We start from the raw sequence: 16655 nt of genomic DNA, 5'->3' as shown, positions 1-16655 counted from the left end.
CTAACATTATTATAACGTATGTCTCTATAAACTTTCTTTATGGAATTGATAAAAAATCTGGAGATCAAAGCCGTCCCAAATGTCATTGGCATTATCCACTGTTAAAAAGACGGTATTCTTTGAGTTTTTTAGAAGGGTAAAATTACCCTACTACCAAGGGGTACGTTACTGCAATTTAAGGACTATCAGGTCTGACTGCCCTTTATTCTGGACCATTGGGAAATCTGTGCTGGGACTGGCTCCAACCACCAAAATTTTACCATTAGCATCTTCAATCGCATCGTTTGCAGTGTCTATAGCGGTACCACCAATATTCATCTGCCATTCCAGAATGCCCTGGTTATCGGTTTTCAGTATCCACATATCATTTTCACCTGCATTTTTGGAGTTTGCCAGATCGGTGCTTTTAGAATTCCCGGATATAAGGAATCCCCCGTCAGCGGTAAGACTTACACTTTGGGCAGTATCAAAACCAGAACCTCCATAGGTCTGCTCCCAGAGCATTTCACCACCATCGTCTATCTTAATAAGCCAAACATCAGATTCTCCGTGTTGTTCAGAAATATCATTGTCATCACTAAAGGTGTGGCCAGTGACGACGTAAGCACCATCATCTGTTTTTTCTATGTCATACGCTACCTCAATTCCACTACCACCAAAAGATTTTTCCCAGACCAATTTACCTTTACCATCCACTTTTACCACCCAATAATCATAACTGCCTTTGGCTAATGAGATGTCAGCGTCGCCGCTCTCCGAAAACCCTGCCATAATAAAGCCCCCGTCATTTGCCTGGACCACACTATGCGCTCTGTCGTTATTAGATCCGCCAAAATAGCGCCGCCATATCAGATTCCCTGTAGCATCTAGCCTGGTTCCCCAAAACTCTCCAACCCCATGGCTGGTAATAGAATTGAATTTGGCGGTGCTTCCTGCTCCTCCAGAGGAGACTACATCCAGAAATCCTACAAAAAAGAAACCGTCATCTTCGGTCTGGACCAGATCATAAGAATGATCGTGCCCCGAAAACCCGAAGCTCCTTTCCCATTCTATCCCGCCACTGCTATTGAGTTTAAGAATCCAGTTGTCATGAAACCCCTCATTATTACTGCCATCACCGTCACTGCTCATGGCGTAACCAACTATGGCATAGCCCCCATCTTTTGTCTGAATTACAGACTGCCCCCTATCATCTTTACTCCCGCCATAGGTGGTATTCCATTGCATATTACCGGCTGTATCTAATTTAATCAGCCAATAATCATTAACCGCCATAGTCTTATCGCTAATATCACCATCCGTACTGTTGGTATAGCCTAAAACTGCATATCCACCATCGTTTGTGTTGATAATTGCCTGGGCAGTCTCACTACCACTTCCCCCGAAATTCCTGATCCATTCGGGTTCCATATTAACTATTGAATCGTCCAGAAGCATCCCAGCCCCGTCGTTCATATCATCATCTGAACAGGAAAAGCAGAGCAGAATAAGAAAAATTTTTGTAGCCGTTTTTCCAGACATTTTTCAATTCGATTTTTGTACTACGAAGAGTCCTGAACTGATATCACTAATGATAATCTTACCGCTTTCGAAATAAGGGTATATACTCCAGACGCCATCAAACAAAGGAGTGTCATTCTGAGGGAAAGTATCAAAAAAAGCTTTTTCGCTAATATTCATATTGGCGATATCCGAAATATCTAAAACTCTGAGCCCGGCACTGTAATTGGCCAGGAAATACTCATCTCCTTTTACATAACCATTATGGTCTATCGCTGTTGTTTCTCCTAGATAAGTTGCTGATAATACAGGGGTGTCCAGGTCAGAAAGGTCAAAGACCAAAGTCCTGGAGTTAAATCCGGAATTTATTTCATCCGTTTCGTCCCCCAGCAAAAAATAGCGCTGATCTTCCGTAAACCAGCCCTGGTGAGTGTAGCCAATATTACTATATTGGATGGTTGAGATATTCACCGGATTCTCCTTATCCGAAACATCTACAATAACCACCCTGCTTTCATTAGCTCCTATCAGTATCTCGCTTCCGGCATAATCGGCATCAGGGCCATTATAGGTCACTACCTGGGCATCATGGGTATACCCATTGCCCCCGTATCCCCCTGCAGCCAGAGGTCCACTGGGGTTTTGTATATCAATAAAATGTACCCCTCCGTTAAAATCATCATTCCTGGCGGTCCCTACAGGATAAGCAAATCCACTTTCTTCGTTAACAACGATATTATGCGAATTTCCAAAACCGGTATAACGCGTTGTAGATGAAAACGTTCCCGGAGGATTGACGACATTTCGAAGTTGGGCCAGATTAAATATCTGCATTCCATGTCCGGCTGCCTCCGAACCAATGATTGCATGATTTTCGTAAACTTTAATATCTCTCCACGGGCTATTTGTTGTGGCCGTTGGTAATTTTCCCAGGTAAATTAAATTCTCTGTGTCGGAAATGTCCACAAATGCAGTACCATTGTCCAGGCCAATAAGCGCATATTCCTTCCCGGTGTCGGGATCTGTCCAGCCCCAAATATCATTAGCTGATGTGGCACTAAAATCAGCCAGAGAAATCCTTGCCAAAAGATCGTACCCGTTACAGGGATACTCGCCAGCCATGCCACCTTCACAAGGTGTGAAGGATACTATCGGATCATCGTCACCGCCCCCCATTGGCATATCATCTGTGATGATTTGATCATCATCGGTGGCGTCATTTGGAGTATCATTTTTTGAACAGGAAAATAGCAGGAATGACAGAAATGCGAGAAAACATAGTTTTTGCATAGCAATAATAATTTGAGACTTTTATTCTTTTTCAATATAAAGATACCATTTATATCCTATCCTACTTATTTTTGCAACATGTTCGAAGACAAGAATCAAGCGAAAACCGACTTAGGTGAGATGGGTGAATTTCAACTTATAAACCATCTGACCAAAAACTTTGCACCGCAACAGCCAACCACCTTAAAAGGCATCGGAGATGATGCCGCTGTGCTAGATTTTAAAGGAAAAAAAACGGTGCTCTCTACAGATTTGTTGATAGAAGGGGTGCATTTTGATCTTAGTTATATGCCATTGAAGCATTTGGGGTATAAAGCAGTTGTTGTGAATCTCAGCGATATTTTTGCAATGAACGCCCTTGCCACCCAAATTACCGTTTCGGTGGCTGTTTCTAATCGTTTTCCTCTTGAGGCTCTCGAGGAATTATACGAAGGCATCGCATTAGCAGCTAAGCTTTATAATGTTGATGTTATAGGCGGGGACACCACCTCATCTAATAAAGGAATGCTATTGAGTATTACTGCAATAGGAATCGCTGAAGAAGAGGAACTATCCTATAGAAGTGGAGCAAAACCCAATGATCTATTAGTGGTTAGTGGTGATCTGGGTGCAGCCTATATGGGATTACAGGTTCTGGAAAGAGAAAAGGCGGTATTTGAGGTAAACCCAGAGAATCAACCAGATCTTTCAGAGTACTCATATATTGTTGAGCGTCAGTTAAAACCTGAAGCGCGGAAAGATATTGTAGAACTATTAAAAAAGTTAGAAGTACGCCCTACTTCAATGATAGACATTAGCGATGGCTTATCTTCAGAAATACTGCATCTCTGTAAAGAAAGCAAGGCGGGCTGTAAATTATTTGAGGATAAAATCCCTTTAGATCCTTCCGTTATTCGAAGCTGTGAAGAGTTTCAGCTAGATAGTACCCTTGTGGCATTAAATGGAGGAGAAGATTATGAATTACTCTTTACCGTAGACCAGGCAGATTTTTCTAAAATAAAAGGCAATCCCAACTTAAGTGTAATAGGGCATATGACTCCTGAAGAGGAGGGGCGTTATTTAATTACAAGGGGAAATACACAAATAGAACTTCAGGCCCAAGGCTGGAATGCCTTAAAAAGCAGCTGATTTAATTTGGATGCGGCAGACTTATTTATAAATTTTTGTGAAGGGATAAACAAAAAAATTCCCAAAAATAACGAGACATTCCGGACCATACAGTCGTGGGGCGCAAGACGGCATAGCATAAGAGAAGCTCAATTGATTTCTGGGAATAGTTTTTAGAATTTGGATCGCCATTTACGACGACAAATTCATTGCCAAAGCATAATCAGGCCACCTTCTGAGTTACATCTTTAGTAACCTGTGGGGGTGTTTTTGGAGCTACAACTTGAGCAGCCCTATGTCTTCTTTGATAAAGTCTTTCTAAGGTTTCGTTTATTTCCTGCAGCTCAGGAGTCAGAGTTGAAAGATTGCCATCTACATCTGTGGTAACTTCTCTGCCACAGTGTACACACTTGTATTCTTTTATATGACCAGTTACTTTTTTGGAAACGGAGTAGTGGTGCCCAAAAATATTACAAAATATTTTTTTCATAATTGTAGGTTTTTAGGTTGCATCGGGACGATTTGGGGACCGTAGTAAATGCTAATTTTAATCTGGGTTATTTAAAAAGTGCTTCAGCAGAATCACTTTCTATTAAGTAACGACTCGTTACCGCATTTTATTGGGTGTCCCTGGTTTTTTTCCCTCTTTTTTCGATGAACGTCTTTTTTTTCGATTATCGGAACTTTTTCTTTGCTCAGATTCTGCAACAGTTTTGTAGTATTTTCTATTATCTTACCAACTTATTTTCAACTATGAACAAGTCGAAGGAAATACTTGTAACGGCCTTTGCATTATTTTCCCTTTTCTTCGGAGCCGGTAATTTAATCCTCCCCCCCCAACTCGGATTTAAATTTGGAGAATACTGGTGGCTGGTGGCTCTTGGATTTTGTATTTCCGCAGTATTGATACCAATATTGGGGATTGTGGCGCATTCTAAATTACAAGGTACCATGTTCCATTTTGCTCATAAGGTATCTCCGGCATTTAGTTTAACTTATTGTTTTATTGTCTATGCAATCTCCTTAGCTCTCCCTTCTCCGAGAACCGCATCGGTAACTCATGAAATGGCTATTGAACCTTTTTTTAATATTCCCGCAATCGCTACAAGCATAGTCTATTTTCTCCTGGTTTTTATTTTTGTAATGAACAGATCCAGGATCCTCAATATTATTGGTAAATTCCTTACCCCGGCCATAATTATCATTCTTGCATTGATTATTGGCACCAGTTTGTTTCAGTTCGAATTAGATTTTGCTCCTTCTGAAATTGGGAATCCCTTCTCGCATGGAGTAATTGAAGGTTACCAGACCTTTGATGCCATAGGTGCAGTTGTTGTCGGGGCGGTTATTATAATTTCGATCAACCTGAAAAATAAGAATGCCACTTATGAGGAACGAAGAAGTTTGATCGCCAAAGCCGGATGGCTGGCAGGATTGGGATTATTCCTAATTTATGGTGGACTTATCATTACCGGGGCACTAATGCATAATGAATTTGATGCATCTATTTCACGTACAGGTCTATTAAGTGGGATAAGCCGTATTACTTTGGGCAATACCGGCAATTTAATGCTTAGTCTGCTGGTGAGCCTTGCCTGTTTTACCACTGCTGTTGGTATCGTAGCAGGTACTGCAGATTTTGTTAAATCGCGATTGGGAAATAATAAGCTGGCTTATACCATTACCGCAGTTATCGGTTGTTTTCTGGGTGTATTGATGGGGCAGTTTAATGTTGGCTATATCATTGCTATAGCCCTTCCCGCATTAATGTTTATTTATCCTATTACCATTGTCCTTATTTTGCTGAATGCACTTCCGGGGAAGTTTACTACACCAAAAGTTTTTAAATGGGTGATTTTTGCCACGATAATTTTTAGTATTCCCGACTTTTTAGGCAGTATAGGGCTTAGTGAGGAAATAGCAGGGGTACAGCAATGGATCCCATTTAGCAGTTATAGTTTAGGATGGGTAATACCTTCGCTATTGGTTTTGATAATTACAAACTTAAAAAGAACTGCGGTGGTTAATCCTTCGCAGTAGAATATATTTAACTGCTTTATAATAGTTAGAGATCTTATTTAACAGCAGCAATTACTTCCCGGCAGACATCAGCTCTTCAATTTCGTCTGCGGCTATCGGGATGTTGCGCATCAAATTAAATGGCTCCCCCTTTTCTTGAATTACCACATCATCTTCGAGGCGTATTCCCAATTTTTCGTCCGGGATATAAATTCCTGGTTCCACGGTGAAAACCATGTTGGCTTTCATTGGCGTTTTTAATTCCCCATAATCATGAGTGTCTAGCCCGATATGGTGACTAGTGCCATGCATAAAATACTTCTTATAGGCGGGCCAGTCTTTATTTTCATTTTGAATATCGGCCTTATCCAACAGACCAAGGCCAAGCAATTCAGAGGTCATTATGTGCCCTACTTCCTTATGGTATTCTGCCCAGAGGGTGCCGGGCACCAGTAATTTGGTCGCTGCATTCTTAACCCGAAAGACTGCCTCATATACTTCTTTCTGCCTGGGACTGAATTTCCCATTAACCGGGATCGTTCTGGTCATATCGCTGGAATAATTGGCATATTCCGCTCCAACATCCATTAATATCAAATCCCCATCATCACACAAATTGTTGTTCTCTATATAATGCAAAACATTTGCGTTATTCCCGGAAGCAATAATTGGTGTATAGGCAAAGCCTTTTGAACGCCTGCGGATAAATTCGTGTAAATATTCTGCTTCCAGTTCGTATTCCCATACCCCGGGTTTAGTAAAACTCAGGATCCTTCGAAAACCTTTTTCTGTAATATCACATGCTTTTTGAAGTAGCTCCAGTTCCTCGGGCTCCTTGACACCTCTAATCTTTTGTAAAATGGGGTTACTCTTAGCACTTTGGTGGGCGGGGAATTTTGATTTGCACCGGGCAATAAAACGATCTTCCCTGGTTTGGGTCTCAACGGCCTGCCTGTAGTGTTCATTAGTATTAAAATAAACGGTCTCCACTTCGGTCATAAGATCAAAGAAGATCTTCTCAAAATCGGAAAGCCAATGTACGGTTGAAACCCCTGAAACGTCGGTAGCCCTTTCTTTTGTTAGCTTCTCTCCTTCCCAGATCGCTATATGATCATTGGTTTCTCTGACAAATAATACCTCTCGGTATTTTACATTTGTCGCATTTGGGAAGAGTAGGAGTATGCTTTCTTCCTGGTCTACTCCACTAAGGTAAAATATATCTCTATGTTGTTGAAAGGGCATAGTGCTGTCTGCACTTATAGGATAGATATCATTAGAGTTAAACACCGCTATACTTTGTGGCTTCATCATCGCCATAAATTTTTTGCGGTTTTTTATAAATAGCTGGTTTGTTATTTGCTCGTATTTCATCGGATCCGTAGTATTTTCTCAAAAATAGCCAAATGCCTCATTTCTCCATAAAAAAAGGGACTTAAAATAAGTCCCTCTCCGGTTTTAGATTGGTTATTGTTATTTGGAGATTGCTTTCTTTAAAGCGCCTATGATTGCCATTACTACACCACCTCCAACACCCCCACCGGCGATACTTCCAAGAACAGCGGAAAGGTCCATGCTTCCGGCGGCTGCAGACATTTCTACACCACCATCACCCAATCCAAGCATCCCCAAAAGATAACCTCCAAGGCCACCTCCCAGGATTCCTGAAATAGAATTACCTACTGTTCCCAATGATAAATTTTTTAATAGTTTCCCGGCTATATTGCCTCCCAAGGCCCCGGATAGTAGCTGAATAATTAAGGGTAAGTACTCTTCCATTATTGTTAGTTTAGTTGTTTAGAGGGTAATAAATTAACAAAAATTAAAATCATTGTCCAATTAATTGTTAATAACTTAATATTTTCTAATTCCCCTTACAAATTCATATTTTCACCTCCAATTATTTTAATCCACCAAACAATGAAATCTTTCTTGATCTCCATACTGCTCTTAAGTAGCATTCCACTCCTTGCTCAACCAGGTCCAACTTCATCAGAAGAAATCTCCTCAGCCTTTGATAAAAAAACAGCCCTGGCAGCAAATTCCATAGTAAAAAATATCTCGTTTAGCAATATTGGCCCCACAGTTATGAGTGGGAGAGTCGTAGATATAGAAGCAAACCCCGATAATCCGATTGAGTATTATGTGGGTTATGCCTCTGGAGGGGTATGGTACACCAATAATAATGGCACTTCCTTTGTTCCTGTATTGGATGGCACTCCCACACAGAATGTGGGTGACATTGCTGTTGATTGGAAATCTGGAACACTATGGGTTGGTACCGGGGAGAATAATTCGTCAAGGTCTTCTTATGCCGGCATAGGGATCTTAAAATCTGTTGATAATGGTAAAACATGGGTAAACACAGGTCTTAAAGACTCTCATCATGTTGGTCGCATCTTGATCAACTCTAACAATTCCGATGAAGTCATAGTTGGTGTCACCGGACATCTTTATTCCCCAAATGCAAATAGAGGGGTTTTTAAAACTGTGGATGGAGGCAAATCATGGGAAAAAACACTCTACGTAAATGAGGTAACTGGGATTATAGACATGGCTCATGTACCCGCCAACTTCAATATTATGTACGCCAGCAGTTGGGAAAAAGACAGAAAAGCCTGGAATTTTGACGGCAGCGGTGAAGGTTCTGGTATTTATAAAAGTACAGATGGAGGGAGTAGCTGGACCAAATTATCTACCCCAGAAAGTGGATTTCCAACCGGAAAAGGCGTTGGCCGCATTGGATTGGCTGTTTATGACGAAAATACAGTGTACGCAGTACTCGACAATCAATACAGGAGAAGCCCTTCAAAGAAAGCCCCGGATACTTTCGGATCCCTGGAGAAAAACGACTTTAAGTCGATGTCAACATCCGATTTCCTGAGTTTAGAAGATAAGAAACTTGATAAGTTCCTTAAGGCCAATGGTTTTCAAGAAAAATATAAGGCCGCAAATGTAAAACAGATGGTCAGAAGCGGAAAGATTAAACCTATAGACCTGGCCAGGTATTTAGAGAATGCGAATTCAAGGCTTTTTGACACTCCGGTAATTGGCGCTGAGGTTTACAGGAGTGATGATGCGGGTATGAGCTGGAAAAAAATGAATCAGGATTATATAGATGATCTCTACTATAGTTATGGGTATTATTTTGGAGAAATACGCGTAGCACCTACTGACAAAGAGAAAATTTACCTGGGGGGCGTCCCCCTAATAAAATCCAAAGATGGTGGAAGGAGTTTCACTTCAATTAGCGCTGAAAATGTACATTCAGATCATCAGGCGCTATGGTTAAACCCGGCAAAACCAGGCCACCTTATTAATGGCAATGACGGCGGGCTTAATACTACCTACGATGACGGGAAACATTGGACCAAACACAACTCTACATCTGTCGGTCAGTTCTATGCCGTTAATGTAGATAACCAGGAGCCCTATCATGTTTATGGCGGACTTCAGGATAATGGGGTATGGATGGGGCCCCATAATGCGCAGATAAACAGCAGATGGCATCAAACCGGTCATAATCCTTGGAAATCTATCCTTGGGGGAGATGGGATGCAAGTACAAATAGACAACAGGAACCCAAGTATTGTCTATACAGGATTCCAGTTTGGTAATTATTTCAGATTAGACCTCAGTAAAGATTCTCGTAAACGCATTCAACCAAAACACGAGCTTGGTCAAACACCATTTCGTTTTAACTGGCTAACTCCCATTTTACTATCGCCTCACAACCAGGATATATTATATATGGGCAGTAATATGTTACATCGCTCCCTAAACCAGGGAGACGATTGGGAAACCATCTCTGGAGATCTTAGTACAGGAGGAAAGAAAGGCAATGTAGCCTATGGAACAATTACCACAATTTCAGAATCTGTTTTTAAGTTTGGATTACTTTATACCGGAAGTGACGACGGACTGGTACATTTGAGTAAAAATGGTGGAGGAAGCTGGGAGGTCCTGTCTTCGGGCTTTCCAAAAGATCTGTGGGTAAGCAGAATAGCGGCTTCTAAACATAAAAAAGAAAGGGTCTATGCCAGCCTGAATGGCTACCGTTGGGACGATTTTACCCCATATATATATGTTAGTGAAGATTATGGAAAAAGCTGGAAAAACATCGCTGCTAATATTCCTAAATCTCCAGTAAATGTAATTTTAGAAGATCCTGAGAACGAAATGCTACTGTTCGCCGGAACAGATAACGGCCTGTATGTTTCATTTAACCGGGGAGATTCCTGGGAACTTTTTCAAAACGGGATCCCGAACGTGGCAATCCACGATCTGGTAATCCAGCCAGAAGCCCGGCATTTAGTCGTAGGCACCCATGGGAGGAGTATATATAAGGCCGATATCGCGGAGTTGCAACAATTAACTCCAGATATGCTTTCTAAAAACCTTGTTGTATTCGAGCCGGAAAATATAAAGCACTCAGACCGTTGGGGCAACCCGTCTGGCCAATGGAGTACGCCCAATACCCCCGGGATTGATATTACTTTTTATTCAGATAAAGCAGAGATTTATAGGGCCGAAGTAAAAAGCCAGGAAGGCATAGTGGTAAGTTCCAGTGAACTTAGCGCAGATAAAGGACTTAATATTATGTCTTATGATGTCGCCTTCTCCAAGTCTGGCAAAACCGCATATTTAAAAAGAAACAAAAAGGCCCTCAGGACTGCCAAAAATGGTAAAACTTACCTTCCTCAAGGCAAATATACAGTGGAAATTACCACAAAAAAGCTTAAAGAAACGGTGCATTTTGAAATAAAATGATGCCCGTTTTTCCGATAAAATGACAAAATTGCGAAACAGACTTAGTAGTTTGTTTTTATGCCATTGGCACACGCTTATCTCAGGAATTGCCTTGGTTTTTGAGTCGTTTTTTATCGATAAGGCGCTAGTTTTACTGGCCACTATCGATTAAAAACCTTAGCAACCAACCAGGTGGTCTGTAATTTGCTTTTAAAAAATACCTCCAGGGCTGAAAAGCCTATAAAAAATCCTTTTTAACGTCGGTAAGTGGCTACATTTACCTGCCTACGTGAAATAGCGCATCCCCCTGATTTACTACCGCCTGATGGTTAATACAAATAACATACCCATCATACGGGGATTTAATTTTTCTTCTGTGCTTTGCGTAGGTGTCTGTAATAAGCCCCAATTCCTGTCCTTTTATAATCTTACTTCCATTAATGACCTCCGGGATAAACATACCTGCTGTATGTGCACGCAACCATCGCCTTTCGTCTAGTAGTATTGTTTTTTTCTTTTTTGCGTACTCCGGTTGTGTTTTGGTATTCATCCCAAAATGATCTAAAACATTTATAATCCCCTGCATTCCCTGCAGAATTGCATAATCATCGAACCGCATACTTTCGCCTGCTTCAAAAACTATAGTGGGCACCTGCATTCTAAAAGCTGCATTTCTAAACGACCCCCTGATTAGTCTGGCCGGAAAAGTTATTGGTGCATTAAAAATCCCTGCCAATCTCTTACTGTTTTCGTCCTCTGCAGTATAGCGTACCTGGGGGTAATTATGCCTTTGGGCACCACCTGTATGCAGGTCTATGCCACAATCTACCTGACGCAAAATTTCGGTAGTATAATGATACGCTATCCTGCTGGCCATTGAACCTGTTTTTTTGCCCGGAAAACTTCTGTTAACATCTTTGCCGTCTGGTACATCTCTGGAAAAATGAATAAATCCGAAAATATTCAGGATGGGGACCGCAATTATAGCTCCTTTCTTTACTTTTAAACGCTTCTGCTGCAACATTCGACGTACAATTTCAATTCCATTGATCTCATCGCCGTGCAATCCGGCCTGAACCAGAATTGTTGGTCCAGGTTTTTTGGCGTTAAAAACATAGATTGGTATGTCTATCAGGGTCCCTGTAGGTAGTCTGTCTATACTTATCTTCAACAATTTTGCTTCTCCGGGAGCAACGGCCTCATTACCAATTACAATGTCTTTATTCTCCTCGTTTTCCATATTTAAATTATTCTCAGGTAAAAGGCTTTACCTAAAAAAATATTAACGCCTTCGGCGGCGCCCATTTTGTTCTACGTACTTGATGATCTCACTAGCAATATTTACGCCTGTGGCGGCCTCTATGCCCTGTAATCCAGGTGAGGCATTTACCTCAATAAGCAAAGGGCCCTTTTTGGAGCGAATAAGATCTACGCCTGCTACTCCTAATCCCAAATACTTTGTCGCATTAAGGGCTATATACTCTTCCTTATTTGATGGTTTGATGGCCACAGATTTACCCCCTCTGTGTACATTGGAGCGAAATTCACCCACAGCGCTGGTCCGTTTCATGCTGGCTACCACTTTATTTCCGACAACAAAAATGCGGATATCCTCCCCATTAGATTCCTCAATATATTTTTGAATCAGTATGCTTGTATCCATTTTATAAAAAGTATCTATAATAGATTTGGCTGATTTTTTGGTCTCTGCCAAAATCACACCTAGTCCCTGAGTGCCTTCCTGAAGTTTTATAATTACAGGCGGCCCCCCCAGAATTTTTATTTGCTCTTCAATATTGTCAGGGTTTATTGAAAATAATGTTTCGGGGATAGGGATGCCTTTTCTGGCCATAATCTGTAGTGTCCTGACTTTATTCCTGGCCCGGGTAATCCCCAATGAACGAGCCGTACTAAAAACTCCATTCATTTCAAACTGCTTTACGATAGCGGAGCCGTGTTTTGTTACTTTAGCTCCAATTCTCGGAATGATAGCATGGAAATCGTTGGTTATATTTTCGTCCCTGAGATAGATCTGGGGTTTCCCTGATCCCAGTTTTACCGAACATTTTGTGTGATCAATAAGTTCTATATGATGCCCTAACTTCTCGGCCTCCACAGCTATTCTTTTTGTGGAATAAACATTCATACTCACCGATAAGAGGCCAATGTTCATGTTAGTAGTAACTTGGTTGGATTACCTCTGTAATATCGTTCAAAAATCGGAATCACCCCAACGCTTTGAGAAAAATTACGGCAGACTCAATACTTTTCATCCTTAAATTAACAAATATAACAGCGGCATTGAGGATCATTATTTTAGAATTTGTGCCAATTAAAAATTCGGCTGTTGCAGTACTTTATATCCATTCTAAATTCGGCTATAAAGTTTGTTAAAGACAGGGCTATGCGCTAGTTTTGTATTCACTATTTAAACCAACTTCTTATGAGCGGATTGACTAAATCTTCCATTGCCCGAAAAGTGGTAATGGCGCTTTCCGGCCTTTTTTTAGTTTTCTTTCTGGCCCAGCATTTTACTATCAATATTACATCTGTAATAGCACCCGACACTTTTAATGAATGGTCTCATTTTATGGGTTACAATCCATTGGTGCAATACCTGCTTCAACCAATTCTTATTGCCGGAGTAATTATTCATTTTGTCATGGGTTTTATTTTGGAGCTGCAGAATAGAAGGGCGCGTAGTATAAGCTATGCGAGTTACAAAGGAAGTGCCAATGCCAGCTGGGTTTCCAGGAATATGATTATTACCGGACTTGTTGTTCTGGCATTTTTGGTGTTGCACTTTTACGACTTTTGGATTCATGAGATAAGTTATAAATACATAGATTTCAGTCCGGAAGATCCCGGTAGATATCACGCTGAAACAGTGGAAAAATTTGAACCAATTTGGAGAACTGTACTGTATATTATCTCTTTTGTTCTTCTAAGCCTCCATTTATGGCATGGCTTTGCATCGTCATTTCAATCTGTAGGATTCAACAATAAGTATTCAATAGCCATCAAACCACTGACAAAGCTATTTGCTGTTTTAATTCCTTTGGGCTTTATTTTTATAGCTATATACCACCATCTTAACCCAATAACACATTAATTATGGGAATTCTGGATTCAAAAATTCCATCTGGGCCGTTAGCCAAAAAATGGACAAATCATAAGAATGAAATTAACCTGGTAAACCCTGCTAATAAGCGCAATATTGATATTCTTGTAGTAGGAACCGGACTAGCCGGTGGATCTGCGGCCGCTACTTTGGCAGAACTTGGGTACAATGTTAAGACCTTTTGTTATCAGGATTCTCCAAGAAGGGCACATTCTATAGCAGCTCAGGGAGGTATAAATGCCGCAAAGAACTACCAGGGTGATGGCGATAGTCCTTACAGGCTATTTTATGATACAGTAAAAGGCGGAGATTACAGGTCCAGGGAAGCAAATGTGTACAGGTTGGCCGAAGAGTCCGCTAACATTATAGATCAATGTGTGGCTCAGGGAGTGCCATTTGCCAGGGAATATGGAGGTTTGCTGGATAACCGTTCTTTTGGTGGAGTATTGGTGTCAAGGACGTTCTATGCTAAAGGGCAGACAGGACAACAATTATTGCTGGGTGCTTATGCCGCAATGAACAGGCAAATAAACCGCGGAAAAATTAAGGCTTATAATCGTCATGAGATGCTAGATCTTGTGCTGGTAGATGGTAAAGCCAGAGGCATTATCGCCAGAGATTTGGTGAGCGGGAAAATTGAAAGACATTCTGGTCATGCAGTTGTATTGGCTACTGGAGGATATGGAAATGTGTTCTTCCTCTCTACCAATGCCATGGGAAGCAATGTAACCGCTGCGTGGAGAGCCCACAGGCGCGGAGCATTTTTTGCAAATCCATGTTTTACCCAGATTCATCCAACTTGTATCCCGGTCTCCGGAGAGCATCAGTCCAAATTAACCCTAATGTCGGAGTCTTTAAGGAATGACGGGAGAATTTGGGTACCTAAAAGGCTTGAAGATGCCCAGTCTATCCGGGAAGGTAAATTAAGACCAACTCAATTGAGTGAAGAAGAACGCGACTATTTTCTGGAAAGGCGCTACCCTGCTTTTGGTAATCTTGTCCCCAGGGATGTGGCTTCAAGGGCTGCGAAAGAGCGATGTGATGCCGGTTTCGGAGTAAATAAAACAGGGGAAGCTGTATTTCTTGATTTTGCTGCCGCAATTATGAGATACGGCAAGGAAAAAGCATTAACCTCAGGACTTAAAAATCCGGACGACACTACCGTTCGCAGTCTGGGAGAAGAGGTGATTGAGGAAAAGTATGGAAACTTGTTCCAGATGTATGAAAAGATTGTAGATGAAAATCCATATAAAACCCCAATGATGATTTATCCTGCTGTGCATTACACTATGGGTGGGCTTTGGGTAGATTATAACTTACAGACCACTATACCCGGATGCTACTGTGCGGGGGAAGCAAATTTTAGCGATCACGGTGCAAACAGGTTAGGTGCCTCGGCTCTGATGCAAGGATTGGCAGACGGCTATTTTGTGCTGCCATATACAATTGGTGATTATTTGGCAGATGATATCAGAACAGGGGAAATCTCTACATCATCACCCGAATTTGATGCTGCGGAATCCGTAGTGAGAGAACGATTAGATAAATTACTTAATGCCAAGGGAGAACATTCTGTAGATTACTATCACAAGAAACTTGGCAAAATCATGTGGAACAAATGTGGAATGGCCAGAAATGCTACCGGACTAAAAGAAGCTATTGATGAAATTGCTGAGTTACGCAAAGATTTCTGGGAGAATGTAAAAGTCCCTGGGGATTTAAACAACATGAACCAGGAATTAGAGAAAGCGGGGAGAGTAGCAGATTTTCTGGAACTGGGAGAGCTTTTTGCCAAAGATGCATTGCATAGAAATGAATCCTGTGGCGGCCATTTTAGGGAAGAATATCAAACGCCAGAAGGAGAGGCCCTGAGAGATGATGAAAACTTCAAATATGTGGCAGCCTGGGAGTATAAAGGACAGCCAAAAGAAGCCGTACTTCATATAGAAGATTTAAAGTACGAGAATATAGAATTGAAAACCAGAAGTTATAAATAATAGGTAGAAGAGGCATTGATGTTTGGCAATACCTCAGTTCTCAAATAGACGATATATGAAATTAACACTCAAAATTTGGCGCCAGAAAGATGCTTCTTCAAGCGGTAAAATGGTTGAATATCCAATCAATGGAATTGAAGGTGATATGTCTTTTCTGGAAATGTTAGACGTTCTTAATGAAGAACTGATAAATAAAGGTGATGAACCTGTAGAGTTTGATCATGACTGCCGGGAAGGAATCTGCGGCACCTGTTCTATGCAAATTAACGGAGAGCCACATGGGCCAGATAGATTGATCACTACCTGCCAGCTTCATATGAGAAAATTTAATGACGGAGATACTATTGTGATAGAACCGTTCCGGGCCAAGGCATTCCCGGTAATCAAGGATTTAATTGTTGATCGTACTGCGTTCGAGAGAATACAGCAGGCCGGTGGCTATATTTCTGTCAACACTTCCGGAAATACCGTTGACGCCAATGCCATACCGATTAATAAACATGCTGCTGACGAGGCCATGGATGCCGCTGCATGTATCGGTTGCGGTGCATGTGTTGCCGCCTGTAAAAATGCCAGTGCAATGCTGTTTACAGCCGCTAAAGTTTCCCAATTTGCACTATTGCCTCAAGGCCGGGTCGAAGCAGTGGACAGGGTTCAGAATATGGTACGCCAAATGGATCTGGAAGGCTTTGGTAATTGCACCAATACAGGAGCCTGTGAAGTAGAATGTCCCAAGGGTATTTCTTTAGAGAATATCGCCAGGCTAAACAGAGAGTACTTAAGCGCCTCTGTAAAGGGATAATTCAGAGTTAATTAGTGCTCTTAAATACACAAAAGCCTTACAAAATACTTCTTCTTTTGGTGAATTAGAATTG

Annotated in this window: 13 protein-coding genes; 6 read left to right on the top strand and 7 right to left on the bottom strand. The window is 41.3% G+C overall.

Features of this window, described 5'->3' with window-relative positions; genetic code table 11:
• Positions 1-165 precede the first annotated feature (165 nt).
• On the bottom strand, positions 166-1521 hold the full coding sequence (locus tag J1G40_RS08755; protein WP_265242248.1) for a hypothetical protein: 1356 nt from the start codon (positions 1519-1521) through the stop codon (positions 166-168).
• A 3-nt stretch (positions 1522-1524) separates the two neighbouring features.
• Positions 1525-2790, bottom strand: coding sequence for a choice-of-anchor B family protein (locus J1G40_RS08750; RefSeq protein ID WP_265242247.1), 1266 nt, complete (start codon positions 2788-2790; stop codon positions 1525-1527).
• A gap of 78 nt (positions 2791-2868) precedes the next feature.
• Here J1G40_RS08750 and thiL point away from each other — a divergent pair, with 78 nt between their 5' ends.
• Complete coding sequence (thiL, locus tag J1G40_RS08745; RefSeq protein WP_265242246.1) at positions 2869-3918, top strand: thiamine-phosphate kinase; 1050 nt, start codon at positions 2869-2871, stop codon at positions 3916-3918.
• A 202-nt stretch (positions 3919-4120) separates the two neighbouring features.
• Here the strand turns inward: thiL and J1G40_RS08740 are convergent, their stop codons facing one another.
• Positions 4121-4387 carry a hypothetical protein gene (locus J1G40_RS08740; protein WP_265242245.1) on the bottom strand — a complete coding sequence of 89 codons (267 nt, stop codon included), beginning with the start codon at positions 4385-4387 and terminating at the stop codon, positions 4121-4123.
• Between the two features lie 263 nt (positions 4388-4650).
• On the opposite strand from J1G40_RS08740, the gene brnQ reads away from it, so the two are divergent.
• Positions 4651-5937 carry a branched-chain amino acid transport system II carrier protein gene (gene brnQ, locus J1G40_RS08735; RefSeq protein WP_265242244.1) on the top strand — a complete coding sequence of 429 codons (1287 nt, stop codon included), beginning with the start codon at positions 4651-4653 and terminating at the stop codon, positions 5935-5937.
• A gap of 51 nt (positions 5938-5988) precedes the next feature.
• Here the strand turns inward: brnQ and J1G40_RS08730 are convergent, their stop codons facing one another.
• Both J1G40_RS08730 and J1G40_RS08725 read right to left on the bottom strand, forming a co-directional pair.
• Positions 5989-7287 carry an aminopeptidase P family protein gene (locus J1G40_RS08730; protein ID WP_265242243.1) on the bottom strand — a complete coding sequence of 433 codons (1299 nt, stop codon included), beginning with the start codon at positions 7285-7287 and terminating at the stop codon, positions 5989-5991.
• Positions 7288-7386: 99 nt separating this feature from the next.
• On the bottom strand, positions 7387-7692 hold the full coding sequence (locus J1G40_RS08725) for a hypothetical protein (protein WP_265242242.1): 306 nt from the start codon (positions 7690-7692) through the stop codon (positions 7387-7389).
• Positions 7693-7833: 141 nt separating this feature from the next.
• Between J1G40_RS08725 and J1G40_RS08720 the strand changes: the two genes are divergently transcribed.
• A complete protein-coding gene (locus J1G40_RS08720) occupies positions 7834-10683 on the top strand; it encodes a WD40/YVTN/BNR-like repeat-containing protein (protein ID WP_265242241.1) in 2850 nt (949 codons plus the stop codon).
• Positions 10684-10939: 256 nt separating this feature from the next.
• On the opposite strand, the gene J1G40_RS08715 is transcribed toward J1G40_RS08720, so the two are convergent.
• Positions 10940-11902, bottom strand: a complete 963-nt coding sequence (locus tag J1G40_RS08715; RefSeq protein WP_265242240.1) for a succinylglutamate desuccinylase/aspartoacylase family protein — start codon at positions 11900-11902, stop codon at positions 10940-10942.
• A gap of 42 nt (positions 11903-11944) precedes the next feature.
• Positions 11945-12835: a RimK family alpha-L-glutamate ligase gene (locus J1G40_RS08710; RefSeq protein ID WP_265242239.1), complete on the bottom strand. Its 891-nt coding sequence runs from the start codon at positions 12833-12835 to the stop codon at positions 11945-11947.
• Between the two features lie 270 nt (positions 12836-13105).
• Here J1G40_RS08710 and J1G40_RS08705 point away from each other — a divergent pair, with 270 nt between their 5' ends.
• From J1G40_RS08705 to J1G40_RS08695, 3 genes are read left to right on the top strand one after another with little or no spacing between them, the layout of a single operon-like run.
• Positions 13106-13774: a succinate dehydrogenase cytochrome b subunit gene (locus J1G40_RS08705; RefSeq protein ID WP_265242238.1), complete on the top strand. Its 669-nt coding sequence runs from the start codon at positions 13106-13108 to the stop codon at positions 13772-13774.
• A 2-nt stretch (positions 13775-13776) separates the two neighbouring features.
• On the top strand, positions 13777-15780 hold the full coding sequence (locus J1G40_RS08700; RefSeq protein ID WP_265242237.1) for a fumarate reductase/succinate dehydrogenase flavoprotein subunit: 2004 nt from the start codon (positions 13777-13779) through the stop codon (positions 15778-15780).
• A 55-nt stretch (positions 15781-15835) separates the two neighbouring features.
• Positions 15836-16582: a succinate dehydrogenase/fumarate reductase iron-sulfur subunit gene (locus J1G40_RS08695; protein ID WP_265242236.1), complete on the top strand. Its 747-nt coding sequence runs from the start codon at positions 15836-15838 to the stop codon at positions 16580-16582.
• Positions 16583-16655 lie beyond the last annotated feature (73 nt).

The organism is Muriicola sp. Z0-33, from assembly GCF_026126425.1.
Lineage (GTDB): Bacteria > Bacteroidota > Bacteroidia > Flavobacteriales > Flavobacteriaceae > JAFMPW01.
This window is presented reverse-complemented; position numbering and strand designations above follow the sequence as displayed.